Here is a 20,372-nt window from a genome sequence, read left to right on the forward strand (position 1 = left end):
CCCCCCCCCCCCCCCCCCCCCCCCCCCCCCCCCCCCCCCCCCCCCCCCTCCCCCACCCAAACCCCCCCCCCCCAGATTACTACGCGTCTCGTGGGCTCGGAGATGTGTATAAGAGACAGGTAGGCGGACTCGCGGTCGAGGACGTCCGCGTACTTGGCCCGCAACGGCGAGGCGGTCACGACGGCGTCGAGCGTGGCCTGCGGCGAGGGGTCCATGAGCGAGTTCGGTGCCTTCATCCGCGTCCACGCCACCGGCGTCGGCACACCCCGGTCGGACAGCACCGTGACCACGGCCTCCCCGATGCCGAGGCTCGTCAGCAGCGTCTCCATGTCGTACGCCGTGTGCGGGTACGTGGCGATGGCCTGCTTGAGGGCCTTGGCGTCGTCGGGGGTGAAGGCGCGCAGCGCGTGCTGGACGCGGTTGCCGAGCTGGGCGAGGACGCCGGCCGGCACGTCCTTGGGCGACTGCGTCACGAAGAAGACTCCGACGCCCTTGGACCGGATGAGCCGGACCGTCTGCTCGATGGCCTGGAGGAACGCCTTGCTCGCGTCCTGGAACAGCAGGTGGGCCTCGTCGAAGAAGAAGACGAGCTTCGGCTTGTCGACGTCGCCCTCCTCGGGCAGCTCGTGGAAGAGGTCGGCGAGCAGCCACATGAGGAACGTCGAGAACAGCTGCGGCCGGTCCTGCACCTGCGGCAGCTCGAGGCAGGAGACGATGCCGCGGCCGTCGGCGCCGACGCGCAGCAGGTCCGCGGTGTCGAACTCCGGCTCGCCGAAGAAGTCCCCGGCGCCCTGGTCCTCGAAGGCGATGAGGTCGCGCAGGATGACGCCCGCCGTGGCGCTGGACAGGCCGCCGAGCTCCTTGAGGTCGGCCTTGCCGTCGTCGGAGGTGAGGTGCGTGATGACGGCCCGCAGGTCCTTGAGGTCGAGCAGCGCCAGACCGTTCTTGTCGGCGTAGTGGAAGACCAGCCCGAGGCTGCTCTCCTGGGTGTCGTTGAGGCCGAGGACCTTGGACAGCAGCGTCGGGCCGAACCCCGTGATCGTGGCCCGGACCGGTATGCCGGTGCCCTTGCCGCCGAGGGTGTAGAACTCGCTCGGGTAGCTCTTCGGCTCCCACTGCATGCCGACGTCGGCGGCGCGCGCCGTGATCCTGTCGCCGCCCTCGCCCGGGGTGGCGATGCCGGACAGGTCGCCCTTGAGGTCGGCGAGGAAGACCGGAACGCCGGCGTCGGACAGCTGCTCGGCCATGAGCTGGAGCGTCTTGGTCTTGCCGGTGCCGGTTGCGCCCGCGACGAGGCCGTGCCGGTTGAGCACGCTGAGCGGGACCTGCACCGGGGCGTCGGCATGGGCCGTACCGTCGACGACGGCGGCACCGAGCCGGAGCACGCTGCCCTCGAACGCGTAGCCCGCCCGGATCTCGTCGATCTGGTCGGTCTGGGCGTTCCGGTCGGTCCGGTCGGTCTGGTCGGTGCCGGTCGTGGCCTCGTTCGGTGACCCGCTCACGACGGGAACTCTAGTCGGCGCGCCCACGAGTTCGCTGTCTATGCTGGCCCGGTGATTTTCAAGGCCGTCGGCGACTCCCGCCCGTACCCGGACCACGGACTCGAGACGACGAAGGACTGGTCGAACGTCCCGCCGCGCGTCGTCCAGCTCGGCGAGCTCATCACCACCAAGAGCACCCTCGACCTGCGCGGGCTGCTCGCCGACGACTCGACCTTCTACGGGGACCTGTTCCCGCACTGCGTCGAGTGGAACGGCGAGCTGTACCTCGAGGACGGCCTGCACCGGGCTCTTCGCGCGGCACTCCAGCAGAGACCTGTCCTTCACGCCCGAGTCCTCGTACTCTCCTGACACACGCGCACCACCGGGTGCGCGTGCCGAGGACCTCGCCGAGGACAAGGAGACCGGATGTCGGACGTCGCAGACGACGGGGGCGGCGGCACCTACCGGGTGCGGCGCCGGCGTCGGTCGACCGTCGTCATCGCGGTCGTCCTGCTGGCGCTCGCCGGCGCGTTCTACTACGCGTCGAGCTACTGGCGCGCCTCCGAGCCCAAGGCCGGGCCGTGCAGCACCGAGCCGGCCACCGACCTGCTCCAGCCGCGCGACGTGAGCCTCAACGTCTACAACGCGACGAGCCGCCGCGGCCTCGCCGCGGCTGTCGCCAAGGGCGCCGACAAGCGCGGGTTCTCGGTCAAGGCCGTCGCCAACGACCCGAAGAACGCCACCGTCAAGGGCGTCGCCCAGATCCGCTTCGGGCCCGAGGGGGCCGACTCGGCGCGGCTGCTCAAGCAGTACGTGCCCAAGGCGACGTACGTGAACGACAAGCGCAAGGGCGACACCGTCGACCTCGTCGTGGGCGACGCGTGGCAGGCCTTCGGTCCGACGCCTGCCGCCCCGACGCCCACGTCGACGCTGCCGCCCTGCCCGACCGTCACCGTCACCGACGGCTGAGGCTGACGGTCGGGCCGCGCCCCTCGGCTCAGGACGTGTAGGGGATGCGCCGCCAGGTCAGGACGTGCTCGGCACCCGGGCGGGCGACGGTCACCACGAGGAAGTCCTTGTTGTTGCTCGACCCGTCGACGGTGATGCGGGTCAGGTTCGGCGCCGACCCGTCGACCCCGTAGAAGTCGAGCCACGGGGACCCGGCCGCGAGCGGGTGGTCGGCGTTGTACACGTGGCTGTCGCCGTTGAAGAGGTAGACCTCGCCGTCGAAGTCGCGCGACTGGGCGACGAGCTCGCGCACGAGCGGCTGGAAGGCCGAGTCGTCGCCCCACGTGACGTCGTAGGTCGGGTCGAACATGTCGGCCTGGGTGAAGAGCGCCACGGCGCGGTCGTGGCGCCGGCGGGCCGACGCGAACGCCTCGCGCACCTGGGCCACGGCGGCGTCCATGCGGGCGCCCTCCTCGGCCACCTGCGCGGCCGTCGGGCTCGTGAACCCGAGCTCGGGCCAGGGCAGGAGGCCGTCGTTGCTGCCGACGACGTGCAGTGTTGCCAGCTCGACGCCCTGGCGGCGCAGCGACACGTTCTCGGGAATCCCTTGTGCGACCTGCGAGTCGACGGTCATCGGGTCGGCGCCGAGGGTGCGTCCGGGCACCGGGAAGAAGGTCGTGCGGATCGCGGAGAGACGCTCGAGCGGGTTGTACGTGCCGTTGGTGGTGCGGTGGCAGTCGGTCCACTCGTTGTCGCCCGGGGTGTAGAGCAGCGGCATCGTGAACCGGTCGAACTGGGTGCGGATCATGCCGAAGTACTCGTCGGTGCACGCGGAGGAGCCGTTCTTGATGTCCCCGACGTGGACCGTGAAGGACAGCCCGGGCGTCGCGTTGATCTGGTCCACCCAGCGCGGGAAGGCCGCGACCTGCGCAGCGCCGTACGGCACGTCGCCGATGACGGCGAAGGAGAGGTGGCCCTCCTTGTGCTGGCCGGACGGGACGTCGGTCGTCATGGTCGCGGCAGAGGCCACCGCGGGGATCGTGAGGAGGGCGGCGGCGACGGCCGCCACGACAGGGGTGCGTGAGAGGTGCATGCCTGTCGTTCTCCCGCACCGCCCGGGAACGGCACCACCGCCGCCGCGTGAACGTCAGGCGTCGAGACGGGCCAGCGTGGCGACCATGAGCGCCTTGATCGTATGCATCCGGTTCTCGGCCTGGTCGAAGACGACCGACGCCGGGGACTCGAACACGTCGTCGGTCACCTCGAGCTCCTTGAGCCCGAAGCGCTCGTGGACGTCCTGGCCCACCTTCGTGTCGAGGTCGTGGAAGGCCGGCAGGCAGTGCATGAACCGTACGGACGGGTTGCCGGTGAGGGCGAGCATCTCGGCGTTGACCTGGTACGGCGCGAGCAGGTGGATCCGCTGCGCCCACACCTCGGCGGGCTCGCCCATCGACACCCACACGTCGGTGTGGAGGAAGTCGACGCCGCGCACACCCTCGGCGACGTCCTCGGTCAGGGTGACGCGTGCGCCGGTGTCCGCGGCGTACCTCCGCGCGATGGCCACGACGGCGTCCGAGGGCCACAGCGACCGCGGCGCCACGATGCGCACGTCCATGCCGAGCATCGCGCCGGTGACGAGCAGCGAGTTGCCCATGTTGAACCTCGCGTCGCCGACGAACGCGTACGCGGTCTCGGACTCGGGCTTGCCGGCGTGCTCGCGCATCGTCAGGGCGTCGCACAGCGACTGCGTCGGGTGCCAGTCGTCGGTGAGCCCGTTCCACACCGGCACACCGGCGTGCGCCGACAGCGTCTCGATGACGTCCTGGCCCGCGCCGCGGTACTCGATGCCGTCGTAGAAGCGGCCGAGGACGCGTGCGGTGTCCTTGGCCGACTCCTTGTGGCCCATCTGCGAGCCGCTCGGGTCGAGGTAGGTCGTGCTCGCCCCCTGGTCCGCCGCGGCCACCTCGAACGCGCACCGGGTGCGCGTCGAGGTCTTCTCGAAGAGCAGCGCGATGTTGAGGCCGGTCAGGTGGCGCGGCTCGCGTCGCTCACGCTTGGCCGCCTTGAGGTTCGCGGCGAGGTCGAGCAGCGCCCGGAACTCCTCGGGCGTCAGGTCGGTCTCCTTGAGGAGGGAGCGTCCGTACAGGGCGGCGAGCGTCATGGCCCGATGCTTCCAGCACCGGGCCGGACGCGGCAAAGGGGTCTCAGGTGAGCTGCCGCGCGGCGTCCCGGATGCGCTCGAGGTACGCGCGGGCGAGCAGCGGCCCGGTGACCCTCCGGCCGGTGCCGATGCACAGGACGACGTCGTCGAGGCGGTGGGTGCCCGGGCGTCCGCCGGACGTCGTCCAGCCGTCACGGACCCGCTTGAGCTGCTCCACGGTGAGGAACGGCGACGGCTCGTCCGGCTGGTACCGGCAGCCGAGCGGGTAGTCGCGGCCGCGCCGACGCGTCATCTCGACGTGGCAGCCGAGCACGTGGCGCACCCCCTCGCGCTCGGCGAACGCGACGAGCCGGTCGAGCGAGGCCGCCATCGCCGCCGGGTCGTCGACGTAGAGCCGGCCCGGGTAGACGGTGTCACCGGTGTGCAGCAGCCCCGTCGCCCGGTCGTGGAAGGCGACCGAGGACGCGTGGTGGCCGGGAATCGGCAGCACGTCAACGAGGCGCCCGCCGAGGTCGAACGGCACCGCCGCGTCGGGCTCTTCGGCCGCGAGAGCGAAGAAGGCGTGGACGGCCGCCGTGTCGTGCCCGACGACCGTCGTGCGCGGCCGGTCGGCGAAGGCGGCGTCACCGGCGACGTGGTCACCGTGGGCGTGGCTGTGCGCCACGACGAGGTCGAGGTCGCCCAGTCCATGCTCGCGCGCCCACGCGTCCATCTCGGCGTCGACGACCGCGCGCAGACCTTCCCCCGGCACTGCGCCAGTCGTCGGCCGCAACAACGCGCCATGTGGTCGCGTGGCGCGGTCGGGGTCGCTGCACGGCCACGACAACGCGCCATGTGGTCGCGAGTCGCGGTCGGGGTCGCTGCACGGCCACGACAACGCGCCATGTGGTCGCGTGGCGGAGGATGGGGGAGCCGTCGCCTCCGCGTCGCTCCGGCTGCTCCCACATCCCGCGGGACTCCGCATACACGCACGGCCCCCACCGCGCAGAGCGCGGCGGGGGCCGTTCGTGTTGGCGGAGGATGGGGGATTTGAACCCCCGAGGGTTTTATCCCAACACGATTTCCAATCGTGCGCACTAGGCCACTATGCGAATCCTCCGTGGGGGAGGCTACCGGAGGAGGCCGGTGCGGATGAAATCGGCGGTCGCGCCTCGTCGCCCACCGCCGCCGGGCCGCTCGTGGCCGCCACGACCTCCACCGGCACGTCGCCCGACCGGATTTCCGGCTGACCGACGGCGCGGCATACACTGGCCGCCGGCACCCCGCGTGGTGGTACCTCTCCGAACTCCCCCAGGGCAGGAATGCAGCAAGGGTAGGAGGGCTCTTCCAGGTACGCGGGGTGTCCCTCTGTCCGGCTGCCGACCTGGCGAGGGGCTTCAGCGCGGCGGAGCGGTCGTCGTGCCGACGCGGAGGGTCACCGGCTGGGTCACGCTGCGCACCCGACGGCCCTCGAGGCGACGCCGCACGAGGTCACCGAGGACCTTGCCCTTCTCGCGGCCCTGCTGGTCCATCGTCGTGAGGCGGTGCGGCAGCCACGGCAGGTCGACGCCGTCGAACCCGGTGACCGACAGGTCGTCCGGTACCGCCAGGCCCAGCTCCTCCGCGGCGATGACGACGCCGGCCGCGATGACGTCCGACTGGCACACGACCGCGGTCGGCCGCCGGCGCGCCGGCCGGTCGAGCAGGGCGCCCCCGGCGGCGATCCCACCCTCGACGCAGGAGCCGTCACCGGTCTGGAGCGCCTCCGCGTCCGGACCGAAGACGTCACGGAACCCGAGCAGCCGGCCCGTCGACGCGATCGCCACGTCGCGCGTCGACACCTCCGAGTCCGGCACGGGCCCGGCGTGACTGCCGGGGGTCAACGGCATGGCCACGTGGGCGACGCGTCGGTGCCCGAGATCGCGGACGTGCCGGGCCACCTCGGCGCCGGCGGCGCGCTCGTCGACGCGGACCTGGGTGATGCGGCGGTCGCTCGGCACGCCGGTGCTGAACATCGGGATGCCGCGCGAGGCGAGGTGCGCGACGGCCGGGTGCTCGCCGGGGCCGCAGAGTGAGAAGACAACGGCGTCGAGCGCGAGCCCGGACAGCTGCTGCACGACCGCGTCGAGGTCGTCGGACGGCTGGCCGAGCAGGAGCATGCCGGTCGGCACCGACTCCAGCACCTCGGCGAGGCCGTCGAGGACGGCGATCCCGAACGGGTCGCGGAAGGCGGTGCGCAGGCGGCCCTCGACGAGGACGCCGACGGCGCCGGCGCGCCCCTGGCGCAGCGAGGACGCGAGCGGGTTCGGGCCGGTGAAGCCCAGCTCTGCCGCCGCCTCCCGGACCCTCCGCGCCGTCGCCTCGGCCACCGGGCCCTTGCCGCTGAACACCAGGGAGGCCGTCGACACCGAGACGCCGGCGCGCTCGGCGACATCGCGGAGCGTGGGACGGGCTTGACCGACGGGTGCCATGGGCGGCATGCTATCGAAACGATTCGAGTCGAATCGATTCGACCATGCTGTCGACAGGGATGAGAGGCTGGGTCGATGACCGGCGTCGGAAGCTCCGAGCTGAACGTCGTGCGCACCGCGCGCACGGCGGTGTTCACCGCGTTCGCGCTCAACGGCGCGGCGTTCGCCGCCTTCGCCTCACGCGTCCCCGACCTCAAGCACGAGCTGGACCTGTCCGCCGGGCAGCTCGGACTGACCCTGATCGCGGCCTCGCTGGGCTCCGTGCTCGGCCTGCCGCTGTCCGGCTGGATCGTGCACCACCTGGGCGCCGCCCGGACGCTGCTCGGCGCGGCCCTCGTGCAGGGCGTCGGGTTGCTCGGCGTCGGCCTCGGCGTGACCGCCGCCCACGAGCGCGCCCTCGTCATGGCCGGGCTCTTCCTCGTCGGCATCGGCACCGGCGTCTTCGACGTCAGCATGAACCTCGAGGGGGCCTCCGTCGAGCGTCTCCTCGGCCGGGCGATCATGCCGCACTTCCACGCTGCGTTCAGCGGCGGCACCGTCGTCAGCGCCCTCGTCGGTGCCGGCCTCTCGGCGCTGCACGTGTCGATCCTCGTCCACCTGGTCGGTGTCGTCGTGCTCCTCGTCGTCGTGACGCCCTGGTTCCTCCGCGCCTTCCTGCCGCGGTCGGTGGAGGTCGACGAACACGGCGAGGAGGTCAAGGAGAAGGCCGGGATCGCCGCGGCCTGGCGCGAGCCGCGCACCCTGCTCATCGGGGTCGTCGTCCTCGCCGCCGCCTTCACCGAGGGCACGGCCAACGACTGGGTCGGCGTCGCGCTCTCGGAGGGCTACGGCCTGCCCCGGTGGGTCGGCGTCATCGGTTTCGCCGTCTTCCTCAGCGCGATGACCGCCGGACGGGTCCTCGGCACCCGCTTCCTCGACGACCGGGGTCGTCTGCCCGTGCTGCGTGTCCTCTTCGTCTCGGCCGTCGTCGGCTGCGTCCTCGTCGTGCTCGGCGGCCCCGTGCTTGCCTTCGTCGGCGCCGCTGTCTGGGGCGTCGGCGCGAGCCTCGGCTTCCCGGTCGGCATGAGCGCCGCCGCGGACGACCCGCGCCGTGCGGCCGCGCGCATGAGCGTCGTCTCGACGATCGGCTACACCGCGTTCCTCGCCGGCCCGCCGCTGCTCGGCTTCCTCGGCGACCACGTCGGCGTGCTGCACTCCCTGCTCGTCGTCGGGGTCCTGTGCGGCGTCGCGCTCCTCGCGTTGCCCGCCGTTCGGGAGCCCGGCGCCGGCCCGCGGACCTGACGCGCCACCACCCGTCGACGTCCCTCGGTCCTCCGGGCCGAGCGGCCGGAACGAACGCCCGAAACGCCGCTTCAGCGGCGACGAGCCGCGCTCGCTCCGGCCGCTCGACCCGGTGATGGGCGGCACTGCGGGTCAGAAGTACTCGGTGATGTAGGGCGCCGCGGCTGGGAAGTGCTCGGTGATGGGCGGCGCCGGGGGTCAGAAGTACTCGGTGATGTAGGGCGCCGCGGCGAAGACCGCGTCGAGGGCGGCGTCGTCGGCGGGTGAGCCACCCTTGAGCAGCCCGGCGAGGCGCAGCCGCGACGTCGACCAGCCGCACCACAAGGCGGCGAGGCCCTGGGGGCCCACGCGGGGAACCGACGACTCCAGGTCGGCCGACATCTCCGGCTCGCCGGACCCGTCGGCGAGGCGGGTCGCGGTTCCGGCACCGCCGTCCACGGCGAGACGCCACACGCCGGCGTTGGCGGGCGCGTCGGCGTCGGACACGGCGAGGTCGACCGCCGCGGTCGTGAGCGGCGGGAACCCACGTGCCGCGAACGCACCGGCGAGGTCGATGACGCGGGCCATCCAGGGCACCTGGTGCACCTGTGTCTCCGGCAGCCCGGTGAGGGCGAGGAGCACGGGGTCGCGGGGGTCGAGGTGGGTGTGCACCGTCGGCACGGCCGACGACCCCGACCCGACGATGCCCCACAGCGCCGCAGCCGTCGGGGCGTCCGCGGCGACGAGGTGCTCGACGGTCGCGGCCTCGGCCGACAGGTCGTAGGCGACGAACCCCGTGGGTTCCCCGCCGCCAGCGTCGTGCCCCACGACGTACGTGATCAGCTCGTCCTGCTCGATCATCCGTCGGAACGTCCCGGCGCTCGGCGCCATCGGTCCGCTCTGCCCGTGCCGGGCCTGGGCCGTGCGGGTCAGGGCCTCGAGGGCGCGGGCGTCCTCGGGCGTGGCGGACCGGACGCGTCGGCTGTGGCCGGTCGAACCGAGGGCGCGGACGAGGTGCGAGGCCAGCGTCGTGCGCGACTGCACGCCGCCGACCTCGTAGCCCGAGCGCCGGTACAGCGCCGGTGCGGTGGGAAAGAGGCAGGACACGACATCGCCGAGCTCGCCCATCCGAGCCACGAGCGCGCGCGTCAGGGTCGTGGCGACGCCGCGGCCGCGGGCGCTCGGCTCGACGTAGACGCCGGCGACGCCGCCCATCGGCAGGTGCCGGCCGCCCCAGGCCTGGTGGAACGGGCGGATCCGACCGGAGCCCACGACGGTACCCGTGTCGTCGGTCACGACGACCATGCGCCCGCCCAGGGTCTCGGCCGCGACGCGCTCCCACCAGCCGTCGCCCCCGGCGCCGAGCGGACCGAACGACCGGCTCCGGATGCGGAGGATGGCCGGCAGGTCGTCGCGCGTCGCGTCACGGGTGCGCAGGTCCGTCATGGGCCCGAACCTAGCGAGTGGCCGGGTCCCGGGCGACCCGGTCGATGTCAGGCGCGATGCAGGTAGGTGAGGCGACGCACCCTCGCGACGGCCCACGCCAGCACGACGTAGACGAGCCAGCTGACGACCGAGAGCCAGGTGTAGCGGCCGGCCTTCGTCAGCACCGCGACGAGGGATCCCAGCACGACGACGACGAGCGCGGGCATCGCGTACCAGGCGATGACCGTCTGTGGCCGCAGCATGAACGTCGGGGAGCCGCGGAAGGCGGCCAGCACGTTGCCGGCCGTGACGAGCACGAGGACGAGCCACAGCGACAGCACCGCGCTGGCCGGGAGCGAGCCGAGCGCGGCGGCCACCCCGGCCCAGCCGCCGAGGACGAGGACCGTGAGCACGGTCGGCAGCACGACGTGCGCGCCCGCCTCGGTGAGCTCGCCCGTGCCGAGGAGCGAGGGCGTCCCGACGTTGTCGGCCTGCAGCCGCAGACCCTCCGCCCAGGCGCCGAAGCCGAGGTAGAGCGGCAGGAGGCCGATCGTCGCCGCGATGCTCGGCGCCGCCGGCTGGGTGAAGGCCCACGTGACGATCGCGCCGCCGAGGAGGCTGAGGCCCAGGCCGGACAGGAAGGCGCCGGGCGTGCGGCGCAGCCCCAGCAGGTCGCGACGTACGAGCACGGTGAACGGTCCACCGGGTCGCAGCCGTGCCGACCGGCCGTGCCGCACGGGCCGCGTCAGCGCCAGCCGCGCGGTGCGCAGGTTCCCGGTCAGGGCCGAGCCGGCCATCGTCGAGGTGTTCGCCGAGTGGGTGCGCAGCGACTCGGCGTGCAGCTCGCGCAGGGCGTCGGTCACCCGCCACAGCAGGCCGAGGCCACGGTCGGGGCCGGGCCACGAGCGCACCTGCGACCACAGCCACAGCCGGGTCGCGAGCACGCCGAGGGCGGTTCCGGCCAGGGTCGTCACGGCAACAGTCGCGACCCCGGCGAGGTGGGCGAAGGCCAGGCCGGCGCCGAGGGTCAGACCGCTCAGCGCACCGACGAACAGGCCGCCGACCGAGGCGTAGCGCCACCACCGCCGCAGGGCGAGCGCGCGGTCGAGCGGTGCCGGCAGGACGAGGTCGATCCACGGCATCGGCGGCACGACCGGACCCCGGAACCGGCCGGCGAAGACGACGGCCCCGAGCAGCGCGACGACCGACGCGACGAGCAGGACGACCGCGACAGGCGAGCGCAGCTGCTCGCCGAGGGACCTGGCGTCGGAGGTGCGGAAGACCGCCTGCACGATGGGGAACCCGTAGACGAGGGCACCGAGGAAGAGGACGTAGCCCGCGTACAGGCCCTGCCGCCGCGCCTTGCGAGCCGCCTCGCCACCGATGACCCAGTCGGCCTGGCCGAGGAGGTCGTGGTCGTCGTACACGACCTCGGCGGCCGCCGGTGGGCCGGAGGGCATCGGGACCTCCACCGTCGCCCGGGGCATCGGACGGGCCCTCGGCTCCGGCGGCGTCGACGCCTCCGTGCTCGACAGAGGTGCAGAGCCGTCGGCAGCCGGTGCGGGCCTGCCGGGGCCGGGCCGCGTCGGCGGTGCCGCCGCCCGTGCGGCCTGACGCTTTCGCTTGCGCCTGCTCATCGCCGGACCATCAGCGCGCCGGCACGACGTCGACGACGCGGGTCGCGAGGGAGGCCGTCAGCTCGGGGTCGTGACAGGCCATGACCACGGTGACACCCGAGTCGATGCGCTCGCGGATGAGGTCGGCGACCACCTGGCGCTTGGCCGTGTCGAGGCGCTGCTCCGGCTCGTCGAGGAGCACGACGCTCGCCGGCCGCGAGAACGTCAGGGCGAGGCGGAACAGCTGCTCCTGCCCCGAGGAGAGCTCGTGGGGGAACCGGTCGTCGAGGTGGGCGATGCCGAGGCGCTCGAGCAGCGCGAGGCTGCGGTCGTCCGACCTGGCGGGGTCACCGCCCCACGTCGAGTCGATGAGGACGAGGTGGTCCACGAGGGTCAGGTCGCGGTAGGTCGTCGGGGCGCCGAGCAGGGCCGCGACGGCGGCCCGAACCGCCCGGTCGCGCTCGTCGGCCTCGCGACCACCGATCGTCGCGGTGCCCGTGCTCGGCACGAGGAGACCACCGATGATGCGCAGCAGCGTCGTCTTGCCGGAGCCGTTGGGGCCGCGCAGGACGATGCACTCGCCCGGGTCGGCCCGCACGTCGGTGGGCCGCAGCAGGGTCGTCTCGTCGATCGTCTTGCTGACGCCCTCCGCGCGCACCTCGCCGGTCAGCACCGCCACCGCAGCCATCTCTCGCCCTCCTCGGGTCTCCGGCCCGACTCCCGGCCGGCTGACGACACCGTATGCCGTGCGGCTGGGACACGGGTGCCAGCCCTGGCCGGCAGCCGGCAGCCGGCGGCAGGGGTCTGCCGGCCAGCGGGGTCAGCCCTGGGTGCCGACGGGCGGCCCGACGAGCAGGGCGATGCCGGTGAGGCCGAGCACGGCGAGGGCGCCGATGCCGACACCGACGAGCGGCCGGGCGAGCAGGGTCGCGACGAGTCGCTCCGCAGGCGTCCTCGCGGCATCACCGCCAGGCCCGAGCCGCCAGACACCGCCCAGCCGGCCGCGCCGCTCGAGGCGCCGCTCGCACCAGATGGTCAGGAACGGGGGCACCGCGCTCAGCAGGCCGAGGAGGACCTCCCGCACGGTCCAGCGCTCGTCGACCCAGAGCAGCAGGGTGGCGATGCAGAAGGCGATGAAGACGACGCCGTGGGCGAGCCCGAAGACCCTGACTCCGAGGTCGGTCGTCCGGGTGACGTACTTGAGGACCATGCCGAGCAGCAGCAACGCCCACGTGACCACCTCCGCTGCTGCGAGGCGTCGGTAGAGGGTACGAGGGGTCATCTGGCGTCTCCTACGTCGTGTCGTACTCGAGCGCCCAGTGTGCCAAACGCCCGATCAGGCGGGACCGCGCGGTCACCGCGACCGACCCCGGCTCCGCCCGACGGGACCGTGCGGCCTCACGTGTCGCGGCGGGCCAGGGTGAGCGCGAAGTCGCCGTCGTCGTCGGTCCACCGGTGCTCGACGGTGAACCCGGCGGCGCCGAGCTCGGCGTCGAGCCGTTCGGGCCGGAACTTCGTCGAGATCTCGACACGGATCTCCTCGCCGTGGGCCAGGTCGAAGACGAGGTCGGCCCCGGGCACCGTGACCCGCTGCGGCATGTCGGCGCGCAGGCGGAGGTCCATGCGCTCCTCGCGTGGGTCCCAGAAGGGGACGTAGGAGAAGGCGTCGACGTCGAAGTCGGCGCCGAGCTCGCGGTTGAGCACGTGGAGGCAGTTGGTGACGAAGGCCGCCGTGACGCCTCCCGGGTCGTCGTAGGCGGCGATCAGCCGGTCGCTGCTCTTGACGAGGTCGGTGCCGAGCAGGAACCAGTCGCCGGGCTCGAGGCTGTCGGCCAGGGCCCCGAGGAACGCGGCGCGCTCCTCGACGTAGAAGTTGCCGATCGTGCCCCCGAGGAAGGCGACGAGGCGCCGGCCTCCGCGCGGCAGGTGACCCAGGTGCAGGGTGAAGTCGCCGACCAGCGCCTCCACCAGCAGCGACGGGTAGCGCGCGCTCAGCATCGCCGCGGCGTCGCGCAGCGTCTGCTCGGACACGTCGACGGGCACGAAGCGCTCGAGGTGGCCGGCGGTGGTGAACGCGTCGAGCAGGGTCCGGGTCTTGTCGCTCGTGCCGCTGCCGAGCTCGACGAGCGTCGTGGCCCCGGAGGCGCGCACGATGTCGGCCGCGTGGTCGCGCAGGATCTCGCGCTCGCGCTCGGTCGGGTAGTACTCGGGCAGGCGGGTGATCTCGTCGAACAGGGACGAGCCGGCGTCGTCGTAGAGCCACTTCGGCGGCAGGGTCCGCGGTTGTGCCCCCAGCCCCCGACGCACGTCGGACACGAGCGAGCCGGAGGCCCAGTCGGGGTCGAGGGCGACGGTGACGACCGGCTCGCGGCCGGCCGGCGTCGTCACCGGGCACCCCCGTCGGCGAGCCGCACCCCGGACAGGGCCCACCGGGCCCCCGGCGGGAAGAAGTTGCGGTACGTGGCGCGGGCATGGTCCGGCGGCGTCAGGGCGCAACCGCCACGCAGCACCATCTGGCCCGACATGAACTTGCCGTTGTACTCGCCGATCGCGCCGGCCGGCGGGTGGTACCCCGGGTAGGCGAGGTAGGCCGAGGAGGTCCACTCCCAGCAGTCGCCGTACACCTGACGCAGGTGCCCGTTCGCGGGCGGGGCCGCCCGCGGGTGGAAGGTCAGCGTGTCGGCGAGGTTGCCCTCGGCGGTGGCCGACGCCGCGTGCCCGTCACCGCCCGCCGAGGCGTCGGCCTGGCCGTCGGCGACGACCGCGTGCTCCCACTCGGCCTCGGTGGGCAGCCGCTTGCCGGCCCACGTCGCGTAGGCGTCGGCCTCGTAGTGGCTGACGTGGCTGACCGGGAGGCCGGGGTTGACCGGCCAGGTGCCGCTCAGGGTGTGCTCGAACCAGATGCCGTCGACCTGGGTCCAGTAGAACGGGGCGCGCCAGCCCTCGCCGCGCACCCGGCCCCAGCCGTCGGAGAGCCACAGCTCGTGCCGGTCGTACCCTCCGTCGGCCATGAACTGGAGCCACTCGCCGTTGGTGACGAGGCGGTCGGCGAGCCGGTACGGCTCGAGCCAGGCCTGGTGCAGCGGCAGCTCGTTGTCGAAGGAGAACCCGCCGCCGCGGTGCCCGATCTCGACGAGCCCGCCCTCGACGTCGACCCAGCCGAGCGCGTCGGGCTCGCTCGGGGGGCTCGGGGTGCCGGCGTAGGCCGGCTGGAGCGGGTTGAGGGACAGGACGTGCTTGATGTCCATGAGCAGCAGCTCCTGGTGCTGCTGCTCGTGGTGGAAGCCGAGCTCGATGGTCGAGGTGAGCTTCTCGAGCGCGCCACCGTCGAGGCCCTGCACGAGATCGCGCATGCGGGCGTCGACGTTGTCGCGGTAGAGACCGACGTCGTGGGCGCCGGGCCGGCTGATGAGGCCGCGGTTCGGCCGGGCGTACCGGGGACCGACGCCCTCGTAGTAGCTGTTGAAGAGGAACCAGTAGCGGTCCTGGTACGGCGTGAACGACGGCTCGTGGTCGGCGAGGACGAACGTCTCGAAGAACCACGTGACGTGCGCGCGGTGCCACTTCGTCGGCGAGACGTCCGGCATCGACTGGACGGTCTGGTCCTCGGGGGACAGGGGGGCGGCGAGCGCCTCGGTGTGGGCGCGCACCTCGCCGTAGCGGGCGACGAGCGCCTCGGCGTCCCACTCCCGCGCGGATGTCGCGTGCGGGGTCGGATCGGGCATCGTGACCTCCTCCATCGGCCGCTGACGGCGCTCGTTGCACCTGGACCTGAGTGCCCTCGACCCTAGGTCGGGCCGCCGACAGCCACCACCCCGTCCGGGGGCCGGCCGCGACTCGTAAGCACCTGTTCACCGGGCAGACCGGCGTCGGTCCGGACGGTTAGGGTTTCCGGCATGGCCACCGCCCTGTACCGCCGCTACCGGCCCGAGAGCTTCGCCGACGTCATCGGCCAGGAGCACGTCACCGAGCCGCTCATGCAGGCGCTGCGCACGGGCAGGGTCAACCACGCCTACCTCTTCAGCGGCCCCCGCGGCTGCGGCAAGACGACGAGCGCGCGCATCCTGGCCCGCTGCCTCAACTGCGAGCAGGGTCCGACGCCGACACCCTGCGGCACGTGCCAGTCGTGCGTCGCGCTGGCGCGCGGGGGGCCGGGCAGCGTCGACGTCATCGAGATCGACGCCGCGAGCCACGGCGGCGTCGACGACGCGCGTGACCTCCGGGAACGCGCCTCGTACGGCCCGGCGCAGAGCCGTTTCAAGATCTACATCATCGACGAGGCGCACATGGTGACGCCGCAGGGCTTCAACGCCCTGCTCAAGATCGTCGAGGAGCCGCCCGAGCACGTGAAGTTCGTCTTCGCCACCACGGAGCCCGAGAAGGTCATCGGCACGATCCGCTCGCGCACGCACCACTACCCGTTCCGGCTCGTCCCCCCGGCCAAGCTCACCGCGTACATGGAGCGGCTCCTCGAGCAGGAACAGGTGGCCGTGCAGCCCGGCGTCCTGTCGTTCGTGACGCGGGCCGGCGGTGGGTCGGTGCGCGACTCGCTGTCGGTGCTCGACCAGCTCATCGCGGGGTCGGGCCCCGAAGGGCTCACCTACGACGGTGCGGTGTCGCTGCTCGGGTTCACCGACGGCGAGCTGCTCGACGCCACGGTCGACGCCCTCGCGGCCGGCGACGGCGCGGCGACGTTCCGCCAGGTCGACCGCGTCATCGAGTCGGGCCACGACCCCCGGCGCTTCGTCGAGGACCTCCTCGAGCGGCTGCGCGACCTCATCGTCGTGGCCGCGGTCCAGGAGGGGGCGGGTCAGGTCCTGCGCGGCATCCCCGAGGACCAGCTCGAACGGATGCGCGTCCAGCAGGCCGCGTTCGGTCCCGGCGCCCTGTCGAGGGCGGCCGACATCGTCAACACCGGCCTCACCGAGATGACCGGCGCCACCGCACCCCGGCTGCAGCTGGAGCTCATCTGCGCGCGCATCCTGCTCCCGGCGTCCTCCGGCGAGCAGGGCTACGCCGCTCGCCTCGACCGGCTCGAGCGGCGCCTCGAGGTCGGCGGTGTGCCGTCGGCCGCCCGGCCCGCGGGCGCAGCGGCACACGCTGGGCCCGTCCCCTCCGCGGCCGCGGGCGCGGTGACCGCGCCGCCGCGCACGGTGTCCGACTACACGCCGCCCGCGGCCGCCGCGGTGGCGACGCCGGCCGTGGCGGCCCCGGGGGCCGGGCCGACGGGCGCCCCGGCGCCCTCGGGTCCCGGTGACGCCGGACGCACCGACGCCGCACGCGCCGAGGCCGGAGCCCCTCCGGTCGCGGTGCCGCGGGAGTCCGTGGGCGGTCCCTCCGCCGTCGACGAGCCGCGCGAGGGCCCGGGCCACGCGGCGACGGCGGGCGACGCAGCGACGGGTGCCTCCGGGGCAGCGGCCGCGTCCGGGGGCTCGCCTCGTGCCGGGTCGTCGCACGACGTCGTCCACGACCCGGGTCGCGGCGTCCTCCACGCCCACGGCGGCGAGGAGGACGAGCCGGCCGCGGCGGCCGGGGCGGCCACCGGGCCCGGCGGGACCCCGCCGTCCAGCGGCATGGACACCGACGCCATCCGCCGCGCGTGGCCCAACGTCCTCGGACGGATCTTCACGATGCGCCGCATCACGTGGACGTTCGTCTCCCAGAACGCCCAGGTGACGGCCTTCGACGGACGCACGCTGACCCTGGGGATCGCCACCGCGGGCCTCACCACGACGTTCCGTGCCGGCAACCACGCCGAGGTGGTGCGGCAGGCCCTCATCGACGAGCTCGGCGTCGACGCCCTCGTCGACGGCGTGCACGTGGCCGAGGTGTCGCAACAGGCGCCGGTCGCCCCGCCGGCCGGTGCGATGCCCCCTGCCCGCGACGACGACGGTCCTGAACGCGAAGGCGGTCCCGAAGGCGGCGGCGACCCCACGGGCCGGGGTGGTCCCGGCGACCCCGGGCCCGGTGATCCGGGCGGTCCGACGGGCGCGCAGGGCCGAGAGGCACGACAGCCAGGACAGGCGGGACAGGGCGTACCAGGCGGGCCTCCTTCCGCGGCTGACCTCCCCGGTGCCGCGGCCCGAGGCTCTTGGGGTGACGCCGGGGCGGGTCACGACGCCGGTGGCCCGAACGCAGCTCCGGACGCTGGTCCGGGTGCCGCGCCGGGCGGGGCGGCGCGGCTCGCCGACTCCGGCCTGAGCCCGGTGTCCGGCCGCTCGCTCGAGGAAAACGCGGGCTGGGGCAGCGCCGCCGGCCCGCCACCGGACTGGGCCACGGGTCCCGCGTCCGCCCCCGCGGCCGGGACGCCGGCCACCTCCACCCACCCGTCCTCGGCCACGGTCACGGCCACGCCCTCGGCCGGAGGCGACCGGATCCCCTCAGGTGGGAGCGGTGACCAGGGTGCCCCGACGGTCTCGGCGGTGCGCGGCGCCAGCGCGGTCCGCGAGTCCTTCGCCCAGGCGAGGGCCCGGGCGTCCGTGCCCCGCTCCAACGACGACGACCCGCCCCGCCCGCCCCTGACCGACGACTCCGCCGTCAGCGACGACGACGAGGACATCGAGCAGTCCGGGGACGTCGGCCGTGCCGTCATCGAGAAGGTCCTCGGCGGCCGTGTGGTCCAGGAGCTCGAGGACTGACCGTCCGTCGCACGGCCGTTCGTCACGTGGTCAGCTGCTGCGGCGGCGCAGTCCGAGCGCGCGGGCGAGGGCCGGTAGGGCAGCGGCCAGCACCGGGTCGAGCTCACCGCGGGCGATGACCGACAGCCGGACGGGAAGGTCGACCCGAGAGGTCATGACGCGGTCACCGGGTCGGCCGGACATCCGGGCGGCACTCGAGGGCACGATGGCGATCCCCTCCCGGCGTCGGGCGATCTCGAGGGCGACCGGTGCCGTCGCGGCGTGTCGCACCGTGCCCCCCAGGGCGGCGACGCGCTCGGCGATGAGCGGGCCGGAGTTGTCGTAGGGCGCGTAGGTGACGACCCGGTCGAGGAAGGGCCGCGCACCCCGCCGCGGCGGCTCGACGCCGGCCGCGACGAAGGCCACGAGCTCGTCGGTGCCGAGCCGGTGCGCGACGACGTGCGGCGGCAGCTGGACCTGCTCGGCGATGCCGATGACCGCCGCGTCCATGGATCCCTCGGCGACCAGCTCGAGCATCTCGCTGCCGTGGTAGACGGAGGTCACCAGCCGGACCTCGTCCCCGACGAGCTCGTCGAGTGCCGGGAAGACGTAGCCCGAGAGCCCGGCGAAGGTGCCCACCCGAAGCGTTCGCGCGGAGGCCGAGGATCGGACGGCAGCGTAGACACCGCCGAGGTGGCTGAGGATGTGGTCCGCCTGACGGACCATCTCCAGACCGGCCGGCGTCGCGGTCGTCCCCATCGGGCTCCGGGTGAAGAGCACTGTGCCACAGCGCCGTTCGAGGCGAGCCAGTCGTTGCGAGGCCGCTGGCTGGCTCACCAGGAGCTCGCGCGCCGCCGACCCGAGGGACTGTGTGCGGTGCAGCGTCAGCACCAGCTTGAGGTCGTCCACGTCCGGCACCTGGTGCAATGGATCCATAAGGCCATCTTATGACCCGTACCGAGATCGTCCTGTCTACCGGTACGGCGGTCGGGGCGCGACGCTGGAGCACGTGACCCCGAGCCGCGCCGTCCGCACCGTGCTGACCTCCAACGCCATCGAGTACCTGGCGTTCCGCTTCACCCAGGTCGTCCTCCCACTCGTCGTCCTGAGGCACTTCGACTCGGCCGCGATGGCGGGTCTCGTCGGCGGCCTCGCCGGTCTACCGGTCGTCACCTCGCCCTGGTGGGCTCGTCGCCTGCGGCAACGCCTCTCGGACGGGCGCGGTCTCGCCCTCGTCTCGCTCTGGCAGGCCGCCGCGGTCCTCGTCGTCCCGGTGGCGCTGGTCCTCGGGCTGATGCACCCGGTCGTCCTCGCCGTGGCCGGGCTCGCGGTCGGGGTGTCGAACGCGTTGGCGTCGCCCGGTCGCACGGCCCTGCTCGGCGACCTCGGGGACCGCCTGGGGGACGGGATGGCCACGCGGGTCGTCACGTGGGACGACGCCGTGCGCCGGGCTGCGATGGTGGTGGGCCCCGGTCTCGCGGGAGTCGGTGTGCAGCTCGGGTGGACCCACGTCCTGCTGTGGGTCGAAGGGCTCGCCCTCGTCGGGTCGTCCCTCCTCGTGCGTCGGGTCGTCCTGGGGCCGGAGGCGAGCGCGGTCGATGCTCACCCCGACGCCGCAGGTGCCGGCCCGGCGCCCGGGATCCTCGCGTCCGTGCGGCACCACCCGGACATCCTCCGGGGCTGGGTCATGCGTGGGACGAGCTGCATGCTGTGGTTCGCCTTCGCGCTCGGCCTCGCGGTGCAGGGGGAACGGACCGGGCAGTCCGGCACGCTCTACGCGACGGCACTGGCCGCCTACGGGGTCGGTGCGCTCGCGATGACGCTCGTGGTGGCCGCGCGTCCGCCGTCCTCGAACCCGGTGCGCGTGGCGACCGTCGCGTGGGTCGGGCAGGGGCTTGCGTTCGTCGCCATGGCCCTGTGGATCACACCCGCGCCGGTCGCCGTCTGGTCGGCCCTTGCGGGCGCCGTGACGGTCGTCGGCATCCGGGCCATGACGCAGGTCCTCCTCGGGCAGACGTCCGGTCCCGCTCGACGGGCGGCCCTCGCCGGGCAGTCCAACCTCGTCGACGTCACGGGGTCGGTCGGGATGCTCGTCGGCGGCGCGGTCATCGACGAGCTCGGTGTGCGCCCCACCCTCTGCGCGGCCGGTCTCGTCACGGCGGTCGTGGCCCTCGTCGCCGGTCTGCGCGGCCGCGGGCGGCGCCGCCTCGCCCGAACGCCCGGCACCGGGGTGCCCGCCATGACGTGGCTTCCGCTCGTGGGGCAGACGCAGCGGACCGGCCCGGCCCCGGCCCGCCGCGCGGACGAGCGGCATTCGGCGGTGGAGGAACCCAGCACGGCGTAGCGTCGGGGCGTGACCTTCGAGGTTCCGGCGGACGCCTACGACCTGTTCATGGGGCGGTACTCGGGGCCGC

Annotated in this window: 17 protein-coding genes, 1 tRNA gene and 1 other RNA gene; 6 read left to right on the plus strand and 13 right to left on the minus strand. The window is 73.7% G+C overall.

What is annotated here, in order from left to right:
- On the minus strand, nucleotides 1-1,424 hold a 1,424-nt coding region (locus ACPYOM_RS13220; RefSeq protein WP_481346327.1), incomplete at its 3' end, for a helicase HerA-like domain-containing protein.
- A gap of 129 nt (nucleotides 1,425-1,553) precedes the next feature.
- Between ACPYOM_RS13220 and ACPYOM_RS13225 the strand changes: the two genes are divergently transcribed.
- Nucleotides 1,554-1,850 carry a type II toxin-antitoxin system VapB family antitoxin gene (locus ACPYOM_RS13225; protein WP_481341927.1) on the plus strand — a complete coding sequence of 99 codons (297 nt, stop codon included), beginning with the start codon at nucleotides 1,554-1,556 and terminating at the stop codon, nucleotides 1,848-1,850.
- A gap of 57 nt (nucleotides 1,851-1,907) precedes the next feature.
- Nucleotides 1,908-2,450, plus strand: a complete 543-nt coding sequence (locus tag ACPYOM_RS13230) for a LytR C-terminal domain-containing protein (protein ID WP_481346317.1) — start codon at nucleotides 1,908-1,910, stop codon at nucleotides 2,448-2,450.
- Between the two features lie 28 nt (nucleotides 2,451-2,478).
- Here the strand turns inward: ACPYOM_RS13230 and ACPYOM_RS13235 are convergent, their stop codons facing one another.
- The 4 genes from ACPYOM_RS13235 to ACPYOM_RS13250 form a co-directional block, all read right to left on the minus strand.
- On the minus strand, nucleotides 2,479-3,522 hold the full coding sequence (locus tag ACPYOM_RS13235) for a hypothetical protein (protein ID WP_481346318.1): 1,044 nt from the start codon (nucleotides 3,520-3,522) through the stop codon (nucleotides 2,479-2,481).
- Nucleotides 3,523-3,576: 54 nt separating this feature from the next.
- Nucleotides 3,577-4,590 carry an ornithine carbamoyltransferase gene (argF, locus tag ACPYOM_RS13240; RefSeq protein ID WP_481341924.1) on the minus strand — a complete coding sequence of 338 codons (1,014 nt, stop codon included), beginning with the start codon at nucleotides 4,588-4,590 and terminating at the stop codon, nucleotides 3,577-3,579.
- 43 nt (nucleotides 4,591-4,633) lie between these two features.
- Nucleotides 4,634-5,341, minus strand: coding sequence for an MBL fold metallo-hydrolase (locus ACPYOM_RS13245; RefSeq protein ID WP_481346319.1), 708 nt, complete (start codon nucleotides 5,339-5,341; stop codon nucleotides 4,634-4,636).
- A gap of 260 nt (nucleotides 5,342-5,601) precedes the next feature.
- Nucleotides 5,602-5,689, minus strand: a tRNA-Ser gene (locus ACPYOM_RS13250).
- A 154-nt stretch (nucleotides 5,690-5,843) separates the two neighbouring features.
- Here ACPYOM_RS13250 and ffs point away from each other — a divergent pair.
- Nucleotides 5,844-5,942, plus strand: an RNA gene (ffs, locus tag ACPYOM_RS13255) — signal recognition particle sRNA small type.
- A 24-nt stretch (nucleotides 5,943-5,966) separates the two neighbouring features.
- On the opposite strand, the gene ACPYOM_RS13260 is transcribed toward ffs, so the two are convergent.
- Nucleotides 5,967-7,040 (minus strand): LacI family DNA-binding transcriptional regulator, encoded by a 1,074-nt coding sequence (locus ACPYOM_RS13260; RefSeq protein ID WP_481346320.1) that lies wholly within the window; start codon nucleotides 7,038-7,040, stop codon nucleotides 5,967-5,969.
- A 75-nt stretch (nucleotides 7,041-7,115) separates the two neighbouring features.
- On the opposite strand from ACPYOM_RS13260, the gene ACPYOM_RS13265 reads away from it, so the two are divergent.
- Nucleotides 7,116-8,321 carry an MFS transporter gene (locus ACPYOM_RS13265; protein WP_481346321.1) on the plus strand — a complete coding sequence of 402 codons (1,206 nt, stop codon included), beginning with the start codon at nucleotides 7,116-7,118 and terminating at the stop codon, nucleotides 8,319-8,321.
- A 198-nt stretch (nucleotides 8,322-8,519) separates the two neighbouring features.
- Here ACPYOM_RS13265 and ACPYOM_RS13270 read toward each other — a convergent pair whose 3' ends face one another.
- The 6 genes from ACPYOM_RS13270 to egtB all read right to left on the minus strand — a co-directional run bounded on the left by ACPYOM_RS13270 (nucleotide 8,520) and on the right by egtB (nucleotide 15,066).
- The gene (locus ACPYOM_RS13270) at nucleotides 8,520-9,746 is read right to left on the minus strand and encodes a GNAT family N-acetyltransferase (RefSeq protein WP_481346322.1); all 1,227 of its coding nucleotides are present in this window, start codon (nucleotides 9,744-9,746) and stop codon (nucleotides 8,520-8,522) included.
- Nucleotides 9,747-9,793: 47 nt separating this feature from the next.
- Complete coding sequence (locus ACPYOM_RS13275) at nucleotides 9,794-11,185, minus strand: hypothetical protein (protein WP_481346323.1); 1,392 nt, start codon at nucleotides 11,183-11,185, stop codon at nucleotides 9,794-9,796.
- A gap of 187 nt (nucleotides 11,186-11,372) precedes the next feature.
- A complete protein-coding gene (locus tag ACPYOM_RS13280; protein WP_481341918.1) occupies nucleotides 11,373-12,029 on the minus strand; it encodes an ABC transporter ATP-binding protein in 657 nt (218 codons plus the stop codon).
- A 132-nt stretch (nucleotides 12,030-12,161) separates the two neighbouring features.
- Nucleotides 12,162-12,623, minus strand: coding sequence for a DUF3817 domain-containing protein (locus tag ACPYOM_RS13285; protein ID WP_481346324.1), 462 nt, complete (start codon nucleotides 12,621-12,623; stop codon nucleotides 12,162-12,164).
- A 116-nt stretch (nucleotides 12,624-12,739) separates the two neighbouring features.
- The gene (egtD, locus tag ACPYOM_RS13290) at nucleotides 12,740-13,729 is read right to left on the minus strand and encodes an L-histidine N(alpha)-methyltransferase (RefSeq protein ID WP_481341916.1); all 990 of its coding nucleotides are present in this window, start codon (nucleotides 13,727-13,729) and stop codon (nucleotides 12,740-12,742) included.
- The gene (gene egtB, locus ACPYOM_RS13295) at nucleotides 13,726-15,066 is read right to left on the minus strand and encodes an ergothioneine biosynthesis protein EgtB (RefSeq protein WP_481341915.1); all 1,341 of its coding nucleotides are present in this window, start codon (nucleotides 15,064-15,066) and stop codon (nucleotides 13,726-13,728) included. The genes egtD and egtB overlap by 4 nt, the downstream gene beginning before the upstream one ends.
- 171 nt (nucleotides 15,067-15,237) lie before the next feature.
- Between egtB and ACPYOM_RS13300 the strand changes: the two genes are divergently transcribed.
- The gene (locus ACPYOM_RS13300) at nucleotides 15,238-17,979 is read left to right on the plus strand and encodes a DNA polymerase III subunit gamma and tau (RefSeq protein ID WP_481346325.1); all 2,742 of its coding nucleotides are present in this window, start codon (nucleotides 15,238-15,240) and stop codon (nucleotides 17,977-17,979) included.
- Between the two features lie 30 nt (nucleotides 17,980-18,009).
- Here ACPYOM_RS13300 and ACPYOM_RS13305 read toward each other — a convergent pair whose 3' ends face one another.
- On the minus strand, nucleotides 18,010-18,867 hold the full coding sequence (locus ACPYOM_RS13305; RefSeq protein ID WP_481341913.1) for a LysR family transcriptional regulator: 858 nt from the start codon (nucleotides 18,865-18,867) through the stop codon (nucleotides 18,010-18,012).
- 100 nt (nucleotides 18,868-18,967) lie between these two features.
- Between ACPYOM_RS13305 and ACPYOM_RS13310 the strand changes: the two genes are divergently transcribed.
- A complete protein-coding gene (locus ACPYOM_RS13310; protein ID WP_481346326.1) occupies nucleotides 18,968-20,302 on the plus strand; it encodes an MFS transporter in 1,335 nt (444 codons plus the stop codon).
- Nucleotides 20,303-20,372: the final 70 nt, after the last annotated feature.

Source organism: Monashia sp. HAY1-2A (assembly GCF_056755315.1).